Raw genomic sequence first — 18,491 nt, 5'->3', positions numbered from 1 at the left:
CGCCACTCACACATGAAGTATAAGTTTGGGGTATGTAATTATAGTAAATGTTACATTGCTTTTGGGAATACAATAGAACATTTTACACCTTGAGGCGTGTTTTGTATCCCGTAAGGAAACTGATGTTTATCTAATATTTGTTTCACGATATATAATCCAAGACCACTACCTTGTACTAAACCGTGTTTATCAGGGTTTGCGCGATAGAAAGGCTCAAATAAATGAGCAAGTTTATCTTCATCAATTTGTGAACCTGTATTTAATACTTCTAATGCGTAACCATTTGGTTTTTCATAAAGCTTTATATATACGTGCTGATGGTCAATTGTATAATGAATTGCATTTGAAATAATGTTAAAAATAGCAGTTTGAATAAATTTAGGATCAGCTAAAATTTGTACGTCGTGTTTAATATTAGATTGTACATTTAATTGTTTTACAGATACAAAGTAATCTACTTTCTTCATAACATCCTCAATAATATTAGATAAAGAAATGACTTCTAAATTCGGTTTAAATTGAGGGTTTTGTATTTTGGATAATTCCAACATTTTTTCCGTTAATATGTTAATGTCTTGCATCATCTCGTAGGAACGTTTCAAATACTTATCTCTATCTTTATAAGCTCCAATTCCGTGAATCATGCCATCTAGTTGTCCCATAACGGCTGCGATTGGTGTTTTTAATTCATGGGATACCATAGACATAAATTCTTTACGAGATTGTTCTAATTGTTGTTCCTTCTTGAGCTCATTTCTTAAATCTTGATTGCTTTCATGTAAATTTTTTACAATATTTGGTACTTGTGAAGCAGCTACTTGCAAATTAAAATCTGTTTGATCTGCATTTTTGTTAAGTAGCTTTTTATCTGAGAAATCAAGATTCATAATATCTTTTAAAGCATCACTCATATATTGAAAAGGTTTGGCAATTAGTTTTGTATAAATTAATGATCCGAGTAGTGATAATGCAAGCATTGTCGCGCCAATATGTGGAGCTAATTGTTGCAACGCATCTGCTAACTTTGGATTATCATTTGTATCATTTGTTTTACTTGCTGCATTTTGTGTATGTAAGGCATCATTATTAGCGGCTTTCTTTTCTGCTTCTGTAGGCGGATTAGAAGTGCTATTTTTCCCCGAAAGATTTTGTGTATGTTCTTTTGCCTTTACAGTTTGGCTAGGCTGCAAAAGGTGATTGATAGCTGTAGAAAGAGATTTATAATCTATAATAGAAGATTGGAAATTAGAAATGCTCCCCTCTGACACAGCTTTATTTTGCTTCGTTTTACTTCCGTCGTTTTGCTTATCTGAATCGGCCTGTTCTGTAGTCGGCGTTCCATTTTCTTTCGCAAAACGTTCTTTATCGTAGTTTGAAGCTAGAAAGTAAATAATTTGATAAAGGCAAAGTGATAAAAGAATACAAAATAATAAGGTTTTGATGAAAATATTTTTGGTGATGTTGTCTTTGCTACGATTCGATTTTGTAGCCAATGCCTTTCACCGTTTTGATATAAGGAATTCCTAATTTTTTTCTTAAGTTTTTAATATGTGTATCTATAACTCTTACATCACCATAATGTTCATAGCCCCATACCTTATTCAACAAATCACTTCTTGATAATATTTTTCCTCGATTTTGCAGTAAAGTATAAATAATTTCAAATTCTTTTGTTGTCAATTCAATTTGATTACCATGAACATAAGCTGCATATGCTGTAGAGTTTAACATCAACTCATGGAATTGTAGTATAGTTGCAGCTTCTGCTTCCTTCGTTGCTGCCCTTCTTAATACAGCCTCTACACGCTTAATAAATACAGTGTAATGGAACGGTTTCGTAATATAGTCATCAATACCTAACTCAAATCCTTTAATTTCACTTTCTTCATTATGTAAGCCTGTTAACATAATGATTGGTACATCAGATTGTCCTCGCATAATTTTACAAATACTATAGCCATCTATATCTGGTAACATTACATCGAGGAGGACAAGATCGTATGAATTTTTTTGGAAAAGAAGAATACCTTCTGTTCCAGCACCAACTACATCAACTGTAAAGTTTTGTGCCATTAGAAATTCACGAATAAGTTCTTGTATATCTGGGTTGTCTTCAATCACCAGTATATGCGTCATAGTAACACCTCCTAAATAACGCTTTTTACTGCAATATTCGAATTCATCATTTTTCGAGTGACTCAGATTGTTTATACATATAATAAGCCCCCGCTATAAAATAATCATGAAGGTAGCAAGGGGAATAGTTTAGTGTTACTGAATGGTTCAGAATTACAGTAGTTCTATTATAGTATGTATTATAAAATTTATAAAACATTATAACTGTATAATTTTAATATCTACGTTTATCAATGTTTAAATATTAGCTAATCAAATCTATTCCTATTATATATGTAAATACAGTTGTTTTGCTACTGTAAATGAATAAATAAAATAAGCCAAGACATAAAATTCTTGGCTACACATAAATCTTGTTTTTAGGCTATTTTACAGTGACAGTAGCTTGCTGCTGAACGCGCTCAAATAACCAGTGTATATCATTGTTATACATACGAATACAACCAAGTGTTGTCCATTTGCCGATTGCTTGATTATTGTTAGTTCCGTGAATCGCATAAGTTGTTCCGTAAGTTCCTGCCATATTTAATCCGAGCCAACGGTCACCAAGTGGATTACGTGGATCGCCGCCTTTAATTTTGCCTGTATAATAAGGGCGATTTTTAATTTTATTTACGATTTGAAAAGTGCCTTTAGGTGTAGGTGTTGTAGCTTTTCCAGTAGCGACAGTAAAACTTTTTATAAATTTTCCATCCTGATAATAATCCATTTTATTTAACTGAGTGTCTACGATTAATTGATCTTTCGTTGTAGCTGCCTCTGCGCTAGCGAATGGAAGAGTTAAAAATCCTAATGATAATAGTGCGCTTAATAATAATTTTTTCATTGTTATTCTCCTTTTACTATCGTAAGAGTCTTACATACAATGAAGTTGTAATCCTCGTAATGCTTTATTTACATTTTCATCTAATGTTTCAAAGAATGTAGTGATTTTGCTATTGTGTTTGTTGTTGTTATCAATAAGTAATCTTTCATTTAATAAAAGCTCACCACGTAGTCCAAAACTTTGAACTTGAATATTTAGCTCATCTTCATTTTCAGAGATGATTGGTAAGAAATAATGAAAAGCTTTTGTTGGAATGATGTAGCTTTTGCCAATCATGCTTTCTTGATTTGAATTAATCCATTTTTTCGTGACAATTTTAATATTCTTTTTTGAAACGATAAAAGATAGTGTTGTAGATTTTGTTAAACTTACGTCAAATTCACTTGTTTCACATATTTGTAAATTAAAAACGGTTTCATTTTGATGAGATTCAACATTTGTATTAATAAAATCGTGCATTTTATATGCTTCCATTTCGTATTCACCCTTTTTTCAATTTCGAAAAACGACTTATATTTATTCAAATTAATGCTTAGTCATATATTGGTTAAATTTTTCAACAAATTCCGATATAATCTTACAATACGTATATGAAGCTAATATGAAGTTAGCATGAGTTTGTGATGGTTTTTTATTGAGAACAAAATAAGAGAGGTTTTTTAGTGCTAAAAAATGGATAAAATCTGCATGTTATTAATGCGCCTTTTCGCTATTTCGACCTGAAAAATGATTTTTACTATTTAACAAAGAACGAAAATCATTAGTGTGACCCTTACAAAAATGTAATAAAAATGTAAGCTATTGTGATAGTTATTTCGACAATTTTTTTATACAATAATAGTAAGAAGTTGTACGTGATTGAAAGGAGAGATGACATGGAATGGATTCATGAATTATTTCAGCAATACGGGTACTATGTTGTACTTGTCGGCTTGCTGTTAGAATATATTGCACTTCCGTTTCCGGGAGAGCCAACGTTAGCATATGCGGGATTTTTAGCACATAAGGGTGATTTAAGTTTACCGATTTTAATTATTCTATCCTTTATTGGGACAAGTGTAGGAATGACGATTCAATACTTTTTAGGAAATAAATTAGGTATGCCTTTCATTCAAAAGTATGGGAAATACGTATTTTTAACGCAAAGAAAAATCGACTTAACGAGAATGTGGTTTGATAAGTATGGGTACTTCCTGATTTTTATTGGTTTCTTTATTCCTGGTGTACGTCATTTCACAGGATACTTTGCAGGAATTATTAATTTACCATTCCGTCGTTTTGCCATTACAATTTATTCAGGCGCTCTATTTTGGGTATCATTCTTCTTAATCGGTGGTTACTGGTTAGGTGGAAACTTACATGATATCTTTGGAGTGCTAGAAGGTCATATCGGTAAAATCATTTTTGGAGTTATTGTGATTGTAGCGATTACGTTAGGTATTCGTTTCCGTAAGCAGTTAAAACGGGTATTACTACAAAACGCAAGTTAATATGAAATCCATTCTATGTCAGAATTTAGGAAGTCAGTGCAAAAGCACTGACTTTTTTATTTTTAAGACTATGTTTAATGCACATTTTACATTCTTTATAGGAATTTGATACAGGATAAAAAATAAGTATCTTGTCAATTATTATAGTCGTAATGACAATTATAATTGACAAAGATAAGGATATTATTTACAATTTTAATTAAATAAATGAAAAAGAGGGAAGACATGAAGCTTCAAAATCGAGTGAGGGAATTGCGAGCAAAGCATCGTTTATCACAAGGGGATTTAGGGAAAGCGATTGGATCATCACGGCAAACGATTAGTTTAATTGAGCGCGGGGATTATGCACCATCTATCGTATTGTCGTTAAAAATCGCACAAATTTTCAATGTACCGGTGGAGGAAATATTTACGTTAGTAGAGGGGGAAGAGGACGATGAAGAGTAAACGAAAAAAACAATTTGATTCTGTGGGGAAAATAGCATTAAGTATGATGGGGGGCTTTTTAACGTCTTATATAGCTTTAAATTTACTCTCGGATGAACCGAGAAAATTATCATCCAATACATTTATAGGTATATGTACTATTTTTGGAATCTTAATGATGTACTATACTTGGAAGAATACACGTATGTTAGCAGAGGCACGCGATGAAGAAGAGAGCGTACAAGGCAGAAAATTAGGCATTATAAGTATATATTTACGTGTAGGCGATATAGTTACGCAGGCATGGTTTGTATATGCAGTTATTACATGTAGACGTGCACTGTTGCAGGATACAAATGTTTCATTTGCGGTGTGGAATTTAGTAGCTTCTATTGTTTGTTTAACTACTGTAGTAATTATCGGACTTATAACAAAAAATCGTTATAATAAGCTATATCCTGAACAAGGTGTAACGTATATGGAATCTATGAAAATGTGGACGAAAAACGCAGATGAAGGATTAAAGCACATTGTGCATGAGGCTGGATATAAAGCGTATGAATTTACGAATACAATATTGGCATATGTATGGTGGGCTGCCGTTATATATACAGCTGCTAGTGATATCGATTTTGTATTAATTGGCTTAATCTCATTTATTTGGATATTGCATCTCGGGAAGTTCATGTACGAAATGCAAAGAAAAATGATTTATTAAGGGGAGAAAAAGGTGGATATTTTAAGAAGGCCAGCTGGCTCAATGACAGTGGCGCTAATTCTGTCCATTTTATACGGAGTAATCCGAACTGGGAAATTAGAAGTAATTTTGAACCTATGGGCAATAGTTGGAATTTTATTGTTAGTGTTAGCTATTCATGAGCTAGGACATGTAGTGTTTGGTTTAATAGGTGGTTTATATTTTAAATTTATGACAGTAGGGCCGATTACTTTTCAAAAAGAGAAGGGGAAAGTACGCATTCGAGAAAATAAATTATGGGCGTACTTTGGAGGCGTTGCAACACTAGTACCACCTTCTATAGAGACACCGAATCTTTCGAAAAAGTGGGCATGGCTCACTTTAGGTGGACCGATTACGAGTTTACTGTTTGGTATTACTTCCGGTTACATATACATGGTGAGTTATTATCAATATCTTTTATATTTTTCCTTTTTCCATTTTGCAATCTTTGCGGTTACAATTGTGCCGATAAAAGGAATGCTTATGAGTGATGGGATGCAATTTCTTATTTTAATTAAAGATGATGAAAGAGCTAGAAATCATTTATATGAGATTCAAATATCGAGTGAGTTATTTAGTTATAAAAGACCGAAAGATTGGGATGAAAGATTAGTAGAATTGAGTGAGGAGAAAATAAAAGAGAATAAAGGGATAAGAGAGATAATGAGTAGACTTATGCTTGTCTTCCTTGCTCGTGCAGATCAAGAGGGAATGGAAAGAGCGATACCGTATATAGAAAGAATTGTTCAACTACCTGTAACGAAAGAAAATAAGTTTTTCGTTAGTAGTTTTCATAGTTGGTATCTTTTATATAAAGCCCTTTATGAGATGGATAGTCTTTCTTTGCAAGAAGCAAAGGAACATGCAAAGGCTATTACAAAAATGGACTTAAACGGATATTATCGTACACAAGGAATTATCAAATATTTAGAGAATGATCTAGAAGCTTCCCATACTTATATGAAGAAAGCTGATAAAGAATTGGAGAGCGCCGAGAAGAGTGAGATGGGATATTTACAATTAGAAAGAGAATGGTTTGAGCAGCTGAAAGAGAGGGTATCTTACGATGGGTGAGGTATCCTCTTTTTTCTATGTCATCTTATGCCGTTCCATAAATAGCCCGGGGCCAGTAAAATGAGATAAGAAGAGCAAAGCTTGGAGGAATTCTAGATGGAAATTTTAACGATTATTTTAATCGTCTTGCTCATTTATGTTGTTTTTAAAGTGGCATATGTAGCATTAAAGATACTCGCGATCTTATTAATTATCTTTTTAATCGTAGAGTTCGGCAGTAAGTTGCTTGGTGGATAGGGTATGTTGTGCGTTTTGAGTGTCGAAGGTTGTCGGTAAATCGATATCTTGTGTCGAACCGTCGATATAATGAAAAAATCGTTGATATAAGTGGAGAAACGATCGATATATTTGAAAAATCGTTGATATATTTTAGTGAATACGAAGTGGGGTATATGGAAAAGAAGTTGCCGTGAGGGCAACTTCTTTTTATCGTGATGCGGGGTATGCAAACCAACATAAAAAAGCTGGAAGAGTATCTTCCAGCTTAAGAGTTACTTTCAATTTGGCGACCGCTATCTTCTTCATTGTCTTGTAATAGGTTGAATACGTCTGCTAAGCAGAATGCAATGAACCAAGTCCATAGACCGTGGAAGAAAGCTGAGCTTAATTGAAGTGGTAATGTATAGTTTGTCATTGAGTAGGAAATACATCCACCAACGATTCCGATCATTGTTAATAACATTGTTTTTTGAGCGTTTTCTTCTGGATTGAAGAGGAAGTAAATGTATCCGCCTAAAATTGAAGCGCTTACAAGTGTTTCGATTCCATTAAAGATGATATTCTCTCCAAGCTGAGTGTTTGTCCAGAAGCAGATTGTTCCGCCGATAATAGCAAACAGGACAGCTATTGTATAGCGTATATATTGATTCATATGTTCATCTCCTTATGTAATAAGATGATTTGGAAGTCAAAAAGGTAGGTATAGTATATTGAAGTGAGTTTTAATTGTACGTATCTTTTTATAAAAAGATCATTGAAGAGTAACTAAGATGATCGGTTGTTTAAACCGTTACGTGTATGGTGTCTGAAATATACCCGACTGCTCGTTTCTTTTTGCTTGTAAAATAAGAGAAACTTCCAAGTCTATATACTCTTTTTTTGTGAGTCTGCTTTCATTATAACACATTTAGGGACATAATAATAGAATTATCTGATTTTGTAATAAGTGTAAAAAATAAAAAGCGCAAGGAAATACCATTAACGGTGCAGTTTAGTGGAAGAAGGATTTTAATTTATTATGATGAAATATGTAATCAAGGTGAGATCTAAGAATGAGGCCTAAATACTATAAAAAATGTTTTATAGCATGAATGTAAGGGAGGAGAGCTAACTTGGAGTTCACAACAGAAAGATTAATAATTAGACCTTTTAAGAGTACTGATTTACAGGATGTATTTGCTATTTATAATAGTGATGATACATGTAAGTTCCTATTACATAACAAGTGGACTCATGAAGACATGCAGAAAAGATTTAATAAGAAGATAGCAAATCATGTACTTACTAAAGAAACAATATTAAGTTTGGCAGTTATATACAAAAATAAAGTAGTTGGTGATTTATCCGTATGGTACACAAATATGAAAGACACTGTTGAGATTGGTTATAGTTTTTCAAATGAAGTAGCTGGGAGAGGTTTGGCGACAGAAGCAGTAAGTAGTTTGGTATTGAAATTATTTAATGAATTCAATGTACATCGTATACAGGCTAATCTTGATGCACGTAATACAGCTTCACAAAAATTGTGTGAACGAATAGGTATGAGAAAGGAAGCCCATTTCATACAAGATTTTTGGAATAAAGATGAATGGACAGACAGTATTGTATATGGAATGCTATCCTCCGATTTGTAGTAATAAACTTAGTGATTTTATTATGCTAAAAGGTACGTTAGTTGAATAACAAAGGGCATAACATATTATATATGACTAATATGTTATGCCCTTTAATTTATTAACCTTTTTATATGCGTTTGAAACGGCCGACAATTTCAACTGTTTCAGTAATGTTCATAAATGCTTTGTTATCCACTTGACGGATAATACGTTTCATTTCGCCTAACTCATAGCGAGTCACGACAGTGTAAATCATTTTTTTCTTATGGTTTGTATAGCCGCCGACAGCGTCTACCATTGTCACCCCGCGTATGCCGTGATGTAGTAGTGCGCTTTTTATTTCCTCGCCTTTTTCTGTAATAGTCATTATCGTTAATTTAATATGTTTCGTATGCACAGCGTCGATAACTTTGCTGACTACAAATCGACTAATTAACGTATAAAGTGTAATATCCCATCCGAAAATAAAACCTGCTGCTACAAGTAAGATTAAGTTGAATACAAATATGATTGCTCCAATTGAAACATCTCGATATTTCGCTACAATCAATCCAACAACATCAAAACCACCTGTTGAAGAAGCAAATCGGAATATAATTCCTGAAGCTGCTCCGCAGATAACACCACCGAATACAGAAGAAAGTAAAATATCGTCTGAAACTTGGTGTACCGGGATAATGTTCATCGCTAACGATGACACAGCTACAAAGTAAGCTGTTAAAAAGGTTGTCTTCTTGCCTAAGTAAAAGTGACTTAAAATAAGAAGAGGAATGTTTAGTAAAAAGATAAGTGCACCGATATTGTAGTGCATTAAATAACCGATAATCATCCCTACACCAGCGAATCCACCGCTAATCATATTATGCGGGATAAAAAACATATTCATAGAAATTGCATACAAAATAGAAGCTATAAAAATAACAACCAACTGTATCATAAATTCTAAGTGAAATGTTTTAGCTGCTGGGAAGGATAAAAAGGCGGTGTCGGGAACGTAATCGGCGTCTCCTAGTTGACCCATAGTATGTTTCATCTCCATATTCATTTTTGATTACAAGAAGAGAATAAAGGTTTTTTCAAAAACTGGCAATAGTTTTATTATAATGCAAAAATTTTATAAATTTCTAATAAATCAAGCCTATTCATTGATGTGTGTGAATATGCTAAAGAAAGCGAATACAACGTTTCTTAATTATTGTTTTCTTGAGAAAATATGCAAAATACTTTTTTGAAAATAAAAGGAAATAGAGAATATTTGCCCGATGTGCTAAAATGACCTTATTAAGGATGTGAAGCGATGGAATTTTTATTGCAGGATGCAATTCTATATATATCGTTTGTAACGACGGCACTTTGTTTATTAGAAGTTTTCTTCCTTGCTAATGTTTCTCGCTTTGTGCGTCAACAAGCATCAAGCGGTAGACAAAGAGCTTTTGCGTTAGTTGATACATGTGAAGATAGTGCGGGAAATGTACCGCTATTTTCTATTTTTTATAAATATGGAATGATTCGTTCTGTACGCAGACAAGAATCAAGTGAAGAGAATGACGAGGTCGGTCCGTATACGCCAATGTTTCGCTAAATAATTACGAAACATTGGAGGAATGAACATGTTAAAATCATACCGAGCTGTGCTCGTTAGTTTATCATTATTATTTGTTTTTGTTTTATCTGGTTGCAGTAATGCGGCCCCAATTGATGCACATAGTACTGGGATTTGGGATCATTATTTTGTATATCCAATCTCGTTTATGATTCAATTTGTTGCTCATCATATACCTGGAGCTAGCTTTGGGATTGCTATCATTATTATGACGCTCGTTATTCGTTCAGCGATGATTCCATTAGCTGTTTCGCAATATCGCAGCCAAGCGAAAATGAAGAAAATGCAACCTGAATTGCAGAAGCTAAAGAAAAAGTACGGTGATGTAAGCAAAGACCTTGAAAAACAAAAGCAGTATCAAAAAGAAATGTCAGAACTAATGAAATCAGGCGGTTGGAATCCACTTGCTGGTTGCTGGCCAATTTTTATACAAATGCCGATTTTCTCTGCTTTGTATTATGCGATTAGCAGAACTGAAGAGATTCGCACATCTTCGTTTTTATGGGTGAACCTAGGACATGCAGATCCATATCATATATTACCGATTATTGCAGCGTTAACGACATTTATTCAGATGAAAGTTTTCCAATCGAATATTACACCTGGAGAACAAGTACAGATGCTGAAAATGCAGCAAATTATGATGCCAGCAATGATTCTATTTATGGGGTTTGCGGCGCCATCAGGACTTGTGTTGTATTGGATAACAGGTAACTTATTTACAATGACACAAACAATTGTATTAAGAAAAATAATGGAACGTGAAGAATTACAATTACAAAAGGCTTAGTGAAACACCGCTCATTACGAGCGGTGTTTTTTTTGTTAAGTCGTTAAGGAAATGTTAAGAAACCGACATTACTATAGGCATTGTATACGAAAGTGTACATGCATTAGAAATATGAAGGAGGAAATTTCCTATGAAGAAGAAAACAGTTGGGTATTTAGCGATTGCAGGTGCGTTATCATTCGGAATCATTGGAGGAGTCGGCATTCCGGCATTCGCGGCAACGAATACTCCAACAGCTGAGCAAGCGACAAAAACAGCGAAAAAAGATTTAGATGCCGCTACAAAACAAAAAGTAAAAACGATTATGGACGATACAAAGAAACAGTTACAGGAGCTAGGTGTAAAGCTTCCAGAAAAAGAAAAACGTAAAGAAATGTTTGCGGGATTAGATGAACAGGCGAAAGAAAAAGCGAAGTCAATTTTAGAGCAAGAGAAGTCTGGTAAATTAACACGAGAACAAGCAAAAGAAGAATTAACAAAATTAGGCGTGAAGTTCCCGGAAAAGGGTAAGCACAAAGAAATGTTTGCGGGATTAGATGAACAGGCGAAAGAAAAAGCGAAATCCATTTTAGAGCAAGAAAAGTCCGGGAAATTAACACGAGAACAAGCAAAAGAGGAATTAACAAAGCTAGGCGTGAAAATGCCGGAGAAAGGTAAGCATGGAGATATGTTTGCTAACTTAGATGAACAGACAAAAGAGAAAGCAAAGTCAATTTTAGAGCAAAAGAAATCCGGAAAATTAACGCATGAGCAAGCAAAAGAAGAATTAACAAAATTAGGTGTGAAACTTCCAGAGAAAGAGAAGCATGAAGACATCTTTGCTGGATTAGATGAAGCAACAAAAACAAAAGCAAAAGCGATTTTAGACAACGAAAAGAAACAATTAGAGGCATTGAATGTTGATTTACCGCACCATAAGTTTTTTATGAAAAAAGAAGATAAATAATTGATTTATGTATCTTTCGTGTGGGCAACCGGAAGGTACGTGCGAGGACCGATTTCTGTCAGCAGAAATCGGTCCCTTTTAATGATTCAATAAAATTCTTTTCATTGTTAGTATGTATCCGAAGATGCAGTAGAAGATTGCAAAACTGATAAACACTTCCGTATATTGATATTTACCCAATACGTAGAAGGAAACAGCTGGTATAATAGCTACCGCTAAAATGCTATAACCAGGATACTTGTGCCGATGCATGATAGCGAATAGAATAGAGAGAAACGTAGCAATGATACAAAAGACAGCAATCATTATTGGTGCACCTCCTAAACGGATTATACCATTTTTAGGGAAATGGAGAAGTGTCGTACCTTCTGTTATAATATAAGAAGAGAAATATTTCCTATGTTATATAAAAAATATATTGATTTTTTCTAACAATTCAATATAATGAACAATAACTACAAAATTCGACATCAAGAAGTGATGATGAGGACACGATCAATTTTTTACGATTTTCAGAGAGGGAAGCCTTTGGCTGTGAGCTTCCTAATACGGAAAAATGGATTACCACCTCTGAACTGCAGCAGTGAACGAGCATCTAGTAATTGCTTGCCGGCAAAAACCGTTATTTAGACTTGAGAAATTGGTGAAGTGTGTTACTTTACGAATTGAAACAAGGGTGGAACCACGAATACAACACTCGTCCCTTTTTTAGGGAGGAGTGTTTTTTTATTTCATTTTTGCATCACACTAGGATTGGAAGGAGGATACGCAGCATGCATCATGATGAGAAGAACAAAATTGGTTTAACAGTAGCACTTTCTATCGTAGTAGGAACGATTATTGGATCTGGTGTGTTTATGAAACCAGGGAGCGTATTAGATTACTCGGGGAGTTCTAATATGGCCATTCTTGCTTGGGTAATTGGTGGTCTGTTGACGCTAGCAAGTGGTTTAACAGTAGCTGAAATTGGAGCGCAAATCCCGAAAAATGGTGGGTTGTATACGTATTTAGAGGAGATTTACGGAAGTTTTTGGGGATATTTATCAGGTTGGATGCAAACAATTGTTTATGGACCTGCTATTATCGGAACATTAGGTTTATACTTTAGTTCTTTAATGATTAATTTTTTCTATTTAGATAAAGTGTGGAATTTACCAATCGCAATTGGAACGGTTGTGTTCCTTGGCGTTGTAAATAGTATGGGAACAAAATACGGAGGTATCGTTCAAACAATCACGACAATTGGGAAGATGATTCCGATTGTGTTAATTGTTGTGCTAGGTTTCTGGAAAGGGAATAGCGATATCTTTAACGTAGTTGTGCCAATATCGGAAAATCAAAGTATCGGTATGGCAATTTTAGCAACGTTATTTGCTTATGACGGCTGGATTTTACTTGCTTCGATTGGTGGAGAAATGAAGAATCCAACAAAGTTATTACCGAAAGCAATGACAGTAGGGATTTTAATCGTAACGGCTGCTTACGTATTAATTAACTTGGCGTTATTAAATGTATTACCAGCAGCGAAAATTGTAGACCTTGGAGAAAATGCAACAGCGACAGCTGCGGGCATGTTACTTGGAGAATATGGCGGAAAAATTATTAGTATCGGTATTATCGTTTCTATTTTCGGTTGTTTAAATGGAAAGATTTTAACATTCCCACGTATTCCAATGTCTATGGCAGAGCGTGGACAACTTCCATTTTCTAAGTTTATTGCAAAGGAAAGTCCGAGATTTAAAACACCAGCAAATGCGATTACTGTTGAAATCATTTTAGGAATTATTTTAATGATTATTAGTGATCCAAATAAGCTATCTGAGATTTCCGTATTCATTATTTATATTTTCTATGTAATGACGTTTATTGGTGTCTTCATTTTAAGAAAACGTAATAAGAATAAAGAGCGTGCATATAGTGTGCCGTTATTCCCAATCGTACCAATCGTAGCGATTTTAGGTTCGCTCTTTGTAATTGGTAGTGCAATTATCAATGATCCGGTAAGTTGTTTCTTATCAATTGGAATTGTCTTTACGGGACTTCCGGTGTATTGGTATTTAAATAAGAAGAAAGAAACAGAATGATGGAAGGGTAGGCGTATAATACGCCTACCTTTTTTACTGTAAAAAAATTATACTTGCGTCCACTTTCTATTTTGGTTACTATAGTCGTAGTAACCAAAATAGAAAGCGTGGGGAAAGACTTGAATTTTCGTGTTTATATTTTAGCTATCGCGGCTTTCGTAGTCGGAACGGTTGAGTTAATTATAGGAGGAACGCTCGATTTAGTTGCCAATGATTTAGGAGTATCTATTAGCGCAGCTGGTCAGCTTATAACAATATTTTCGGTAGTATTTGCTTTGTCAGGTCCAGTTTTATTAGCTGTGACAGGGAAGTTTGAAAGAAAAACATTGTATGTTGGAGCATTATCGATTTTCTTAATCGGAAATATTATTTCGGCATTTAGTGTGAATTACGGAATGCTAATGTTCTCAAGGGTTATTTGTGCGGCGAGTGGTTCATTAATTATTGCACTATCGGTAACACTTGCTTCTAGTGTTGTAGAACCGCATTTTCGTGCGCGTGCAATTGGAATCATTTTCATGGGAATTAGCGGATCACTCGTACTTGGAGTACCGCTCGGTCTTGTGCTCGGAAATGCATACGGATGGCGTGCACCATTTGTATTAATTTCTGTATTAACAGTTATGGCAATAGCTTGTATTTCATTGTTCTTAACGAAAGTACCACCGACATCGGTATTATCAATAAAAGAACAACTTGCTACTTTAAAAGATAAAAAAATTGTAAGTGCACAGTTAACATCATTTTTGTTTTTAACGGGGCATTTAACATTGTATGCATATTTAACACCGTTTTTAAAAGATGTCATGCATGTTGAAGCAAACTGGATTAGTGTGTTTTACTTTATTTTCGGAATCGCAGCAGTAATTGGCGGCGGATTCGGTGGATGGCTTGCTGATAAATGGGGGTCGAAGAAAAGTATTATCTCGATTATTATCGTATTTGCATGTGCAATCTTCATGTTGCCATTAATGACATTCTCATTCCCGCTCTTCATCATTATGATGGGACTTTGGAGTATGCTGAGCTGGGCGATTTCACCAGCACAGCAAAATTATTTAATTGAAATTGCACCGGAATCAGCTGGTATTCAGCAAGGTTTAAATAACTCTGCGCTTCATTTAGGAATTGCACTCGGTTCAACAGTAGGCGGAGTTGTTATTGAAAAATCATCTGTTATATATAATGCTTGGGTAGGCGGTGGCTTTATTATATTAGCACTGCTTTGCGCGATTTTCTCAATTACGAGAGGACGCTCTACTCAGTTCGTGAAAGAAGAATCTATCGTTTGATAGGTTCTTTTTTTATTTGTAAAAAATTGCAGGTTTTAGTAGAAAGATGGAGAAGGTGTATATAGCGAGGTGAGGTATATGTATACAAATTTTTCAATTATTAGTCTTCTAATTTCAATGCTTCCGTTGTTTCTTATTATTCTTGCACTTAGATGGGTTCGTTTCATCTATCAAAATTCAGAGAAGCAAGTAGAGCAAAATGAAAAAATCATTGAGCTGTTGATAGAGATAAAGGAACAAAACGAAAAGGAGTCTAAGTGAAAAACTAGACTCCTTTTTATTATTTAATTAGTACCTCAATTTCATCAACAAACTCTTAATTTCCTCATCTTCCATAAAGAGATCGTGGTGCTTCTGGGTAATCTTTGCAAGTGCAACGTCGTGATAGAAAAATTCTGTAAAGAACTTTACGAAAGGTTGTGACATTGTTTTCATCGCTTGCCATGACTCTTGTTCTACGCCAGCAAATAAAATTTCACGATCGTCAACGATGAGTAGCAAGTAGCGCTCTAATGCATTAGGTTCTTCAGCTGGGATTAGAAAATGCATGTTTTCTAAGTCTGTTTCTACTTCTCCAACAATAAGGGACTCAATTTGAACACCTTGTTTTGCTTTTTGTTCTAGTAAAGGAAGATATTCTAAAAGAGTATCATTCCAAGCTGAAATACGGATTGATTCTTGTGCACTTTCAATGAGTTCTTTACTTTGAACTCGAATAGAAGATTGCATCTTTAAGCTCCACACACGGTCATCTGTAAATGATTTTTTTGATATATTTGTTTCCAGTTCTTTAATATTTGATTGGAATTCTGTCGTTAATTTTTCAATTGCTAGCTTTAGTGGTAATGCTGTATACAATTTTTTCTTTTCTGAAACAGAATCCATTACCATTCCTTTATCGATTAGGCGTGCTAGCACTTCATATATTTTTGCTTTTGGAACACCTGAATGCTTCACAATCGTTGTAGCATCTAATGGTTCATTGCTTGATACGACAACTTCATAAGCCTGGCTTTCATATTGTGAGAAACCGAATTTTTGTAACATAGTTCCCTCCGAACGAATGAGATTATATTTTAAGGATAATGAACTATTTGTTTTTGCACAAGTGGTAGTCCTTTTTCTAATTGTATTAAGGTGAGAATTAATTTCAATTTTTTAATTTTATCTATTATACTTAATATAATGATTAATAAGATTTTAATTTAATGCGAAGGGGATGCTTTGGGGGAAATGTTAAGAAGTTTACGTTTAAAAATTGCGGTAGTGTTTTCAGTACTTATTTCTATGATGTTCGTAATATTGGGTACAGCTGTGTATCAATTACAGAAAGAAAAGGAAGTGCGTTCCTTAGACGAGTATTCTCAAAATGCGATGGATCTTGTGACAGAGCAACTTACGACATTTGTTCAAAGAACGGATGAAGATATGGGGTATTACGCGAACAGTGAGATGATTCGTAATATACTTCAAGGTGGGGTTACTCCAGAAGAGGAAGCGTTTTTAACGAAAGAGTTTGCGGAGTATAAAAAGAATCATCCTGGTATTTTAGATTTATATATTGGTACGAAAGATAAAAAAACATTAAGTGCCAATCTTGCTGAAGGTGGGCAAGTGCCAGAAGGATATGACCCAACGACAAGACCATGGTATAAAGATTCAGAGGCTGATGTAAAAAAGGTCCATTGGGGACAACCTTCTTATGAAATTGCAACAGGAAAGTTAAGTGTAGGTGTTTCTAAAGCAATTACAGCTCAAGATGGGTCTGTATTAGGCGTTGTTGCGATGGATGTATCGCTTGGTACGATTCAGAAGTTGCTTCACAATATTCAATACAATAATGACGGAGAAATGTTTATTATAAATGATAAAAATATGGCTCTTGTTTATCCAGAAAAGATAGGGAAAGATGTTTCTAAAGAGCCACTTATACAGAGCTTAAATAAAGAGGTAACAAAATATGCGGTCACTACAATAAAAGGTGAAGATGTAGTTGTTTATAGTCAATCATTTGACACGATGAAATGGACGATAGGAATCTTTTATCCGAAAGAAACGATCGATGGGCTATTAAATAGTACGAGAAATACAGTTATTATAATGGCATGTATTAGTTTATTAGTTGGAATCGTAGCTTCCTACTTGTTCTCAAGAAGATTAGCAAGACCACTGCAACTATTAAAGAATCACGTGCAAAAAGTAGCAGAAGGCGATTTAACGCTGCGAATGAAAGTGACAAGTAAAGATGAAGTTGGAGAGTTGACTAAGCACTTTAATGATATGGTTGAACAAATGAATGAAATGGTAAGTAAAATTAAAAACAGCGTATCAACGGTGCAACAATCAACGAATAGTTTACATTATTTAACGAACGAAACAGTAGCGGCTAGTAGAGAAGTTTCAGGAGCGATGGATGATGTGAGCGGAGGAGCTTCTACTCTTGCGAATAGTGTGGATGAAGTTTCAGCTCAGCTCGAGAATATGGCGGAGTCAGTAGAACAAATGAATAGCTCCGTTGGTGAAATAAAAGGAGTGGCTGGCAAAGCGGAAGAGGCATCTAAGCAAGGATTAAATACAATGAGGAATTTAATCCGTACGAGGGGACAATCATCTTCGATTGTTGTTCATACAGAAGAAGCATCGGATAAGTTAGAACAAAGAGTTGGATCGATTCAAAATGTTGTTGAGCTTATAAAAGGTATTTCGGATCAAACAAATTTACTTGCTTTAAATGCATCGATTGAAGCTGCCCGTGCAGGTGAGCAAGGTAAGGGATTTGCGGTTGTTGCTGAAGAGGTTCGGAAATTAGCGGAACAATCAAAAGAGGCAACCGGAGAAATCACAATGATGATTGGTGATGTACAATTAGAAGTAAAAAGGGTTGTAGAAGTTGTAAGTAAATTGAAAGACATTGCAGATGTGCAAAATAAAGTGACGACAGAGGCGGAAATGGAGTTCCGTACAATTATGTCAGTTGTAAATACGATTAGTACTTCAGTTGAAAAAATTGTAGAAGAGGTACATAACATAGGTTATGAGCAAGGGGAAATTACAGCGGTAATGCATACAATTGCTGGTACGAGTCAAGAAAGTGCAGCTGTTTCTGAAGAGGTACATGCTGCAACGGAATCACAGGTGAATCATTTAGAAAAGGTAGCTCACACGATGGAAAGTTTGACAGAACATATGAGAGATTTAGAAAGATTAGTCGAGCAGTTTAAAGTGGAAGAGTAACATATTAGTAAAATGA

At 34.7% G+C, this 18,491-nt stretch carries 21 protein-coding genes, 1 pseudogene and 1 other annotated feature; of the genes and pseudogenes, 14 read left to right on the top strand and 8 right to left on the bottom strand.

Going from position 1 to position 18,491, the window contains the following annotated elements; all coding sequences use genetic code 11:
* Positions 1–50 precede the first annotated feature (50 nt).
* The 4 genes from V6946_RS26910 to V6946_RS26895 form a co-directional block, all read right to left on the bottom strand.
* A complete protein-coding gene (locus V6946_RS26910) occupies positions 51–1,493 on the bottom strand; it encodes a sensor histidine kinase (RefSeq protein WP_406622150.1) in 1,443 nt (480 codons plus the stop codon).
* Complete coding sequence (locus tag V6946_RS26905; RefSeq protein ID WP_366981475.1) at positions 1,471–2,136, bottom strand: response regulator transcription factor; 666 nt, start codon at positions 2,134–2,136, stop codon at positions 1,471–1,473. The genes V6946_RS26910 and V6946_RS26905 overlap by 23 nt, the downstream gene beginning before the upstream one ends.
* A 364-nt stretch (positions 2,137–2,500) precedes the next feature.
* A complete protein-coding gene (locus V6946_RS26900) occupies positions 2,501–2,962 on the bottom strand; it encodes a L,D-transpeptidase (RefSeq protein WP_000735059.1) in 462 nt (153 codons plus the stop codon).
* Positions 2,963–2,992: 30 nt separating this feature from the next.
* The gene (locus V6946_RS26895) at positions 2,993–3,436 is read right to left on the bottom strand and encodes a DUF3978 family protein (RefSeq protein ID WP_000388769.1); all 444 of its coding nucleotides are present in this window, start codon (positions 3,434–3,436) and stop codon (positions 2,993–2,995) included.
* Positions 3,437–3,837: 401 nt separating this feature from the next.
* Here V6946_RS26895 and V6946_RS26890 point away from each other — a divergent pair, with 401 nt between their 5' ends.
* The 5 genes from V6946_RS26890 to V6946_RS26870 all read left to right on the top strand — a co-directional run bounded on the left by V6946_RS26890 (position 3,838) and on the right by V6946_RS26870 (position 6,928).
* The gene (locus V6946_RS26890; RefSeq protein ID WP_006918798.1) at positions 3,838–4,452 is read left to right on the top strand and encodes a DedA family protein; all 615 of its coding nucleotides are present in this window, start codon (positions 3,838–3,840) and stop codon (positions 4,450–4,452) included.
* A 225-nt stretch (positions 4,453–4,677) separates the two neighbouring features.
* The gene (locus V6946_RS26885) at positions 4,678–4,899 is read left to right on the top strand and encodes a helix-turn-helix transcriptional regulator (protein WP_000776168.1); all 222 of its coding nucleotides are present in this window, start codon (positions 4,678–4,680) and stop codon (positions 4,897–4,899) included.
* Positions 4,889–5,596 carry a DUF3169 family protein gene (locus V6946_RS26880; protein WP_000837717.1) on the top strand — a complete coding sequence of 236 codons (708 nt, stop codon included), beginning with the start codon at positions 4,889–4,891 and terminating at the stop codon, positions 5,594–5,596. The genes V6946_RS26885 and V6946_RS26880 overlap by 11 nt, the downstream gene beginning before the upstream one ends.
* A 42-nt stretch (positions 5,597–5,638) precedes the next feature.
* Positions 5,639–6,691, top strand: a complete 1,053-nt coding sequence (locus tag V6946_RS26875; protein ID WP_033692016.1) for a site-2 protease family protein — start codon at positions 5,639–5,641, stop codon at positions 6,689–6,691.
* A 96-nt stretch (positions 6,692–6,787) separates the two neighbouring features.
* Complete coding sequence (locus V6946_RS26870) at positions 6,788–6,928, top strand: DUF3985 family protein (protein WP_000404784.1); 141 nt, start codon at positions 6,788–6,790, stop codon at positions 6,926–6,928.
* A 247-nt stretch (positions 6,929–7,175) separates the two neighbouring features.
* On the opposite strand, the gene V6946_RS26865 is transcribed toward V6946_RS26870, so the two are convergent.
* On the bottom strand, positions 7,176–7,562 hold the full coding sequence (locus V6946_RS26865) for a DUF3938 domain-containing protein (protein WP_001077773.1): 387 nt from the start codon (positions 7,560–7,562) through the stop codon (positions 7,176–7,178).
* 460 nt (positions 7,563–8,022) lie between these two features.
* Between V6946_RS26865 and V6946_RS26860 the strand changes: the two genes are divergently transcribed.
* Positions 8,023–8,544 (top strand): GNAT family N-acetyltransferase, encoded by a 522-nt coding sequence (locus V6946_RS26860; protein ID WP_006918810.1) that lies wholly within the window; start codon positions 8,023–8,025, stop codon positions 8,542–8,544.
* A gap of 109 nt (positions 8,545–8,653) precedes the next feature.
* Here V6946_RS26860 and V6946_RS26855 read toward each other — a convergent pair whose 3' ends face one another.
* Complete coding sequence (locus V6946_RS26855) at positions 8,654–9,547, bottom strand: YitT family protein (RefSeq protein WP_000530044.1); 894 nt, start codon at positions 9,545–9,547, stop codon at positions 8,654–8,656.
* A gap of 276 nt (positions 9,548–9,823) precedes the next feature.
* Here V6946_RS26855 and V6946_RS26850 point away from each other — a divergent pair, with 276 nt between their 5' ends.
* The 3 genes from V6946_RS26850 (at position 9,824) to V6946_RS26840 (ending at position 11,865) form a co-directional block, all read left to right on the top strand.
* Positions 9,824–10,108, top strand: coding sequence for a hypothetical protein (locus V6946_RS26850; protein WP_000394930.1), 285 nt, complete (start codon positions 9,824–9,826; stop codon positions 10,106–10,108).
* Positions 10,109–10,136: 28 nt separating this feature from the next.
* The gene (gene yidC, locus V6946_RS26845; protein ID WP_000920522.1) at positions 10,137–10,919 is read left to right on the top strand and encodes a membrane protein insertase YidC; all 783 of its coding nucleotides are present in this window, start codon (positions 10,137–10,139) and stop codon (positions 10,917–10,919) included.
* 130 nt (positions 10,920–11,049) lie between these two features.
* A complete protein-coding gene (locus tag V6946_RS26840) occupies positions 11,050–11,865 on the top strand; it encodes a hypothetical protein (protein ID WP_006918812.1) in 816 nt (271 codons plus the stop codon).
* A 78-nt stretch (positions 11,866–11,943) separates the two neighbouring features.
* Here the strand turns inward: V6946_RS26840 and V6946_RS26835 are convergent, their stop codons facing one another.
* Positions 11,944–12,171 (bottom strand): hypothetical protein, encoded by a 228-nt coding sequence (locus tag V6946_RS26835; RefSeq protein ID WP_025709833.1) that lies wholly within the window; start codon positions 12,169–12,171, stop codon positions 11,944–11,946.
* A 165-nt stretch (positions 12,172–12,336) separates the two neighbouring features.
* Positions 12,337–12,573 (top strand) — a binding site (T-box leader).
* Between the two features lie 65 nt (positions 12,574–12,638).
* Here V6946_RS26835 and V6946_RS26830 point away from each other — a divergent pair.
* From V6946_RS26830 to V6946_RS26820, 3 genes are all read left to right on the top strand, one after another.
* The gene (locus tag V6946_RS26830; protein WP_000546312.1) at positions 12,639–13,949 is read left to right on the top strand and encodes an APC family permease; all 1,311 of its coding nucleotides are present in this window, start codon (positions 12,639–12,641) and stop codon (positions 13,947–13,949) included.
* Positions 13,950–14,002: 53 nt separating this feature from the next.
* The gene (locus V6946_RS26825) at positions 14,003–15,241 is read left to right on the top strand and encodes an MFS transporter (RefSeq protein ID WP_105559664.1); all 1,239 of its coding nucleotides are present in this window, start codon (positions 14,003–14,005) and stop codon (positions 15,239–15,241) included.
* Between the two features lie 78 nt (positions 15,242–15,319).
* Positions 15,320–15,502, top strand: a complete 183-nt coding sequence (locus tag V6946_RS26820; protein WP_366981478.1) for a hypothetical protein — start codon at positions 15,320–15,322, stop codon at positions 15,500–15,502.
* 27 nt (positions 15,503–15,529) lie between these two features.
* On the opposite strand, the gene V6946_RS26815 is transcribed toward V6946_RS26820, so the two are convergent.
* On the bottom strand, positions 15,530–16,288 hold the full coding sequence (locus tag V6946_RS26815) for a TrmB family transcriptional regulator (protein WP_000939481.1): 759 nt from the start codon (positions 16,286–16,288) through the stop codon (positions 15,530–15,532).
* Between the two features lie 186 nt (positions 16,289–16,474).
* On the opposite strand from V6946_RS26815, the pseudogene V6946_RS26810 reads away from it, so the two are divergent.
* Together V6946_RS26810 and V6946_RS26805 are read left to right on the top strand one after the other, a co-directional pair.
* A pseudogene (locus V6946_RS26810) lies at positions 16,475–17,527 on the top strand (cache domain-containing protein); the annotation flags it as partial.
* Positions 17,522–18,475 carry a methyl-accepting chemotaxis protein gene (locus V6946_RS26805; protein ID WP_376747975.1) on the top strand — a complete coding sequence of 318 codons (954 nt, stop codon included), beginning with the start codon at positions 17,522–17,524 and terminating at the stop codon, positions 18,473–18,475. The pseudogene V6946_RS26810 and the gene V6946_RS26805, both read left to right, overlap by 6 nt.
* Positions 18,476–18,491 lie beyond the last annotated feature (16 nt).

The sequence above is a fragment of the Bacillus sp. PPSBB_2 genome (assembly GCF_045291115.1).
GTDB classification, from domain to species: domain Bacteria; phylum Bacillota; class Bacilli; order Bacillales; family Bacillaceae_G; genus Bacillus_A; species Bacillus_A cereus.
The sequence above is the reverse complement of the archived record's forward strand: the minus strand, read 5'-3'. Positions and strand labels throughout refer to the sequence as shown.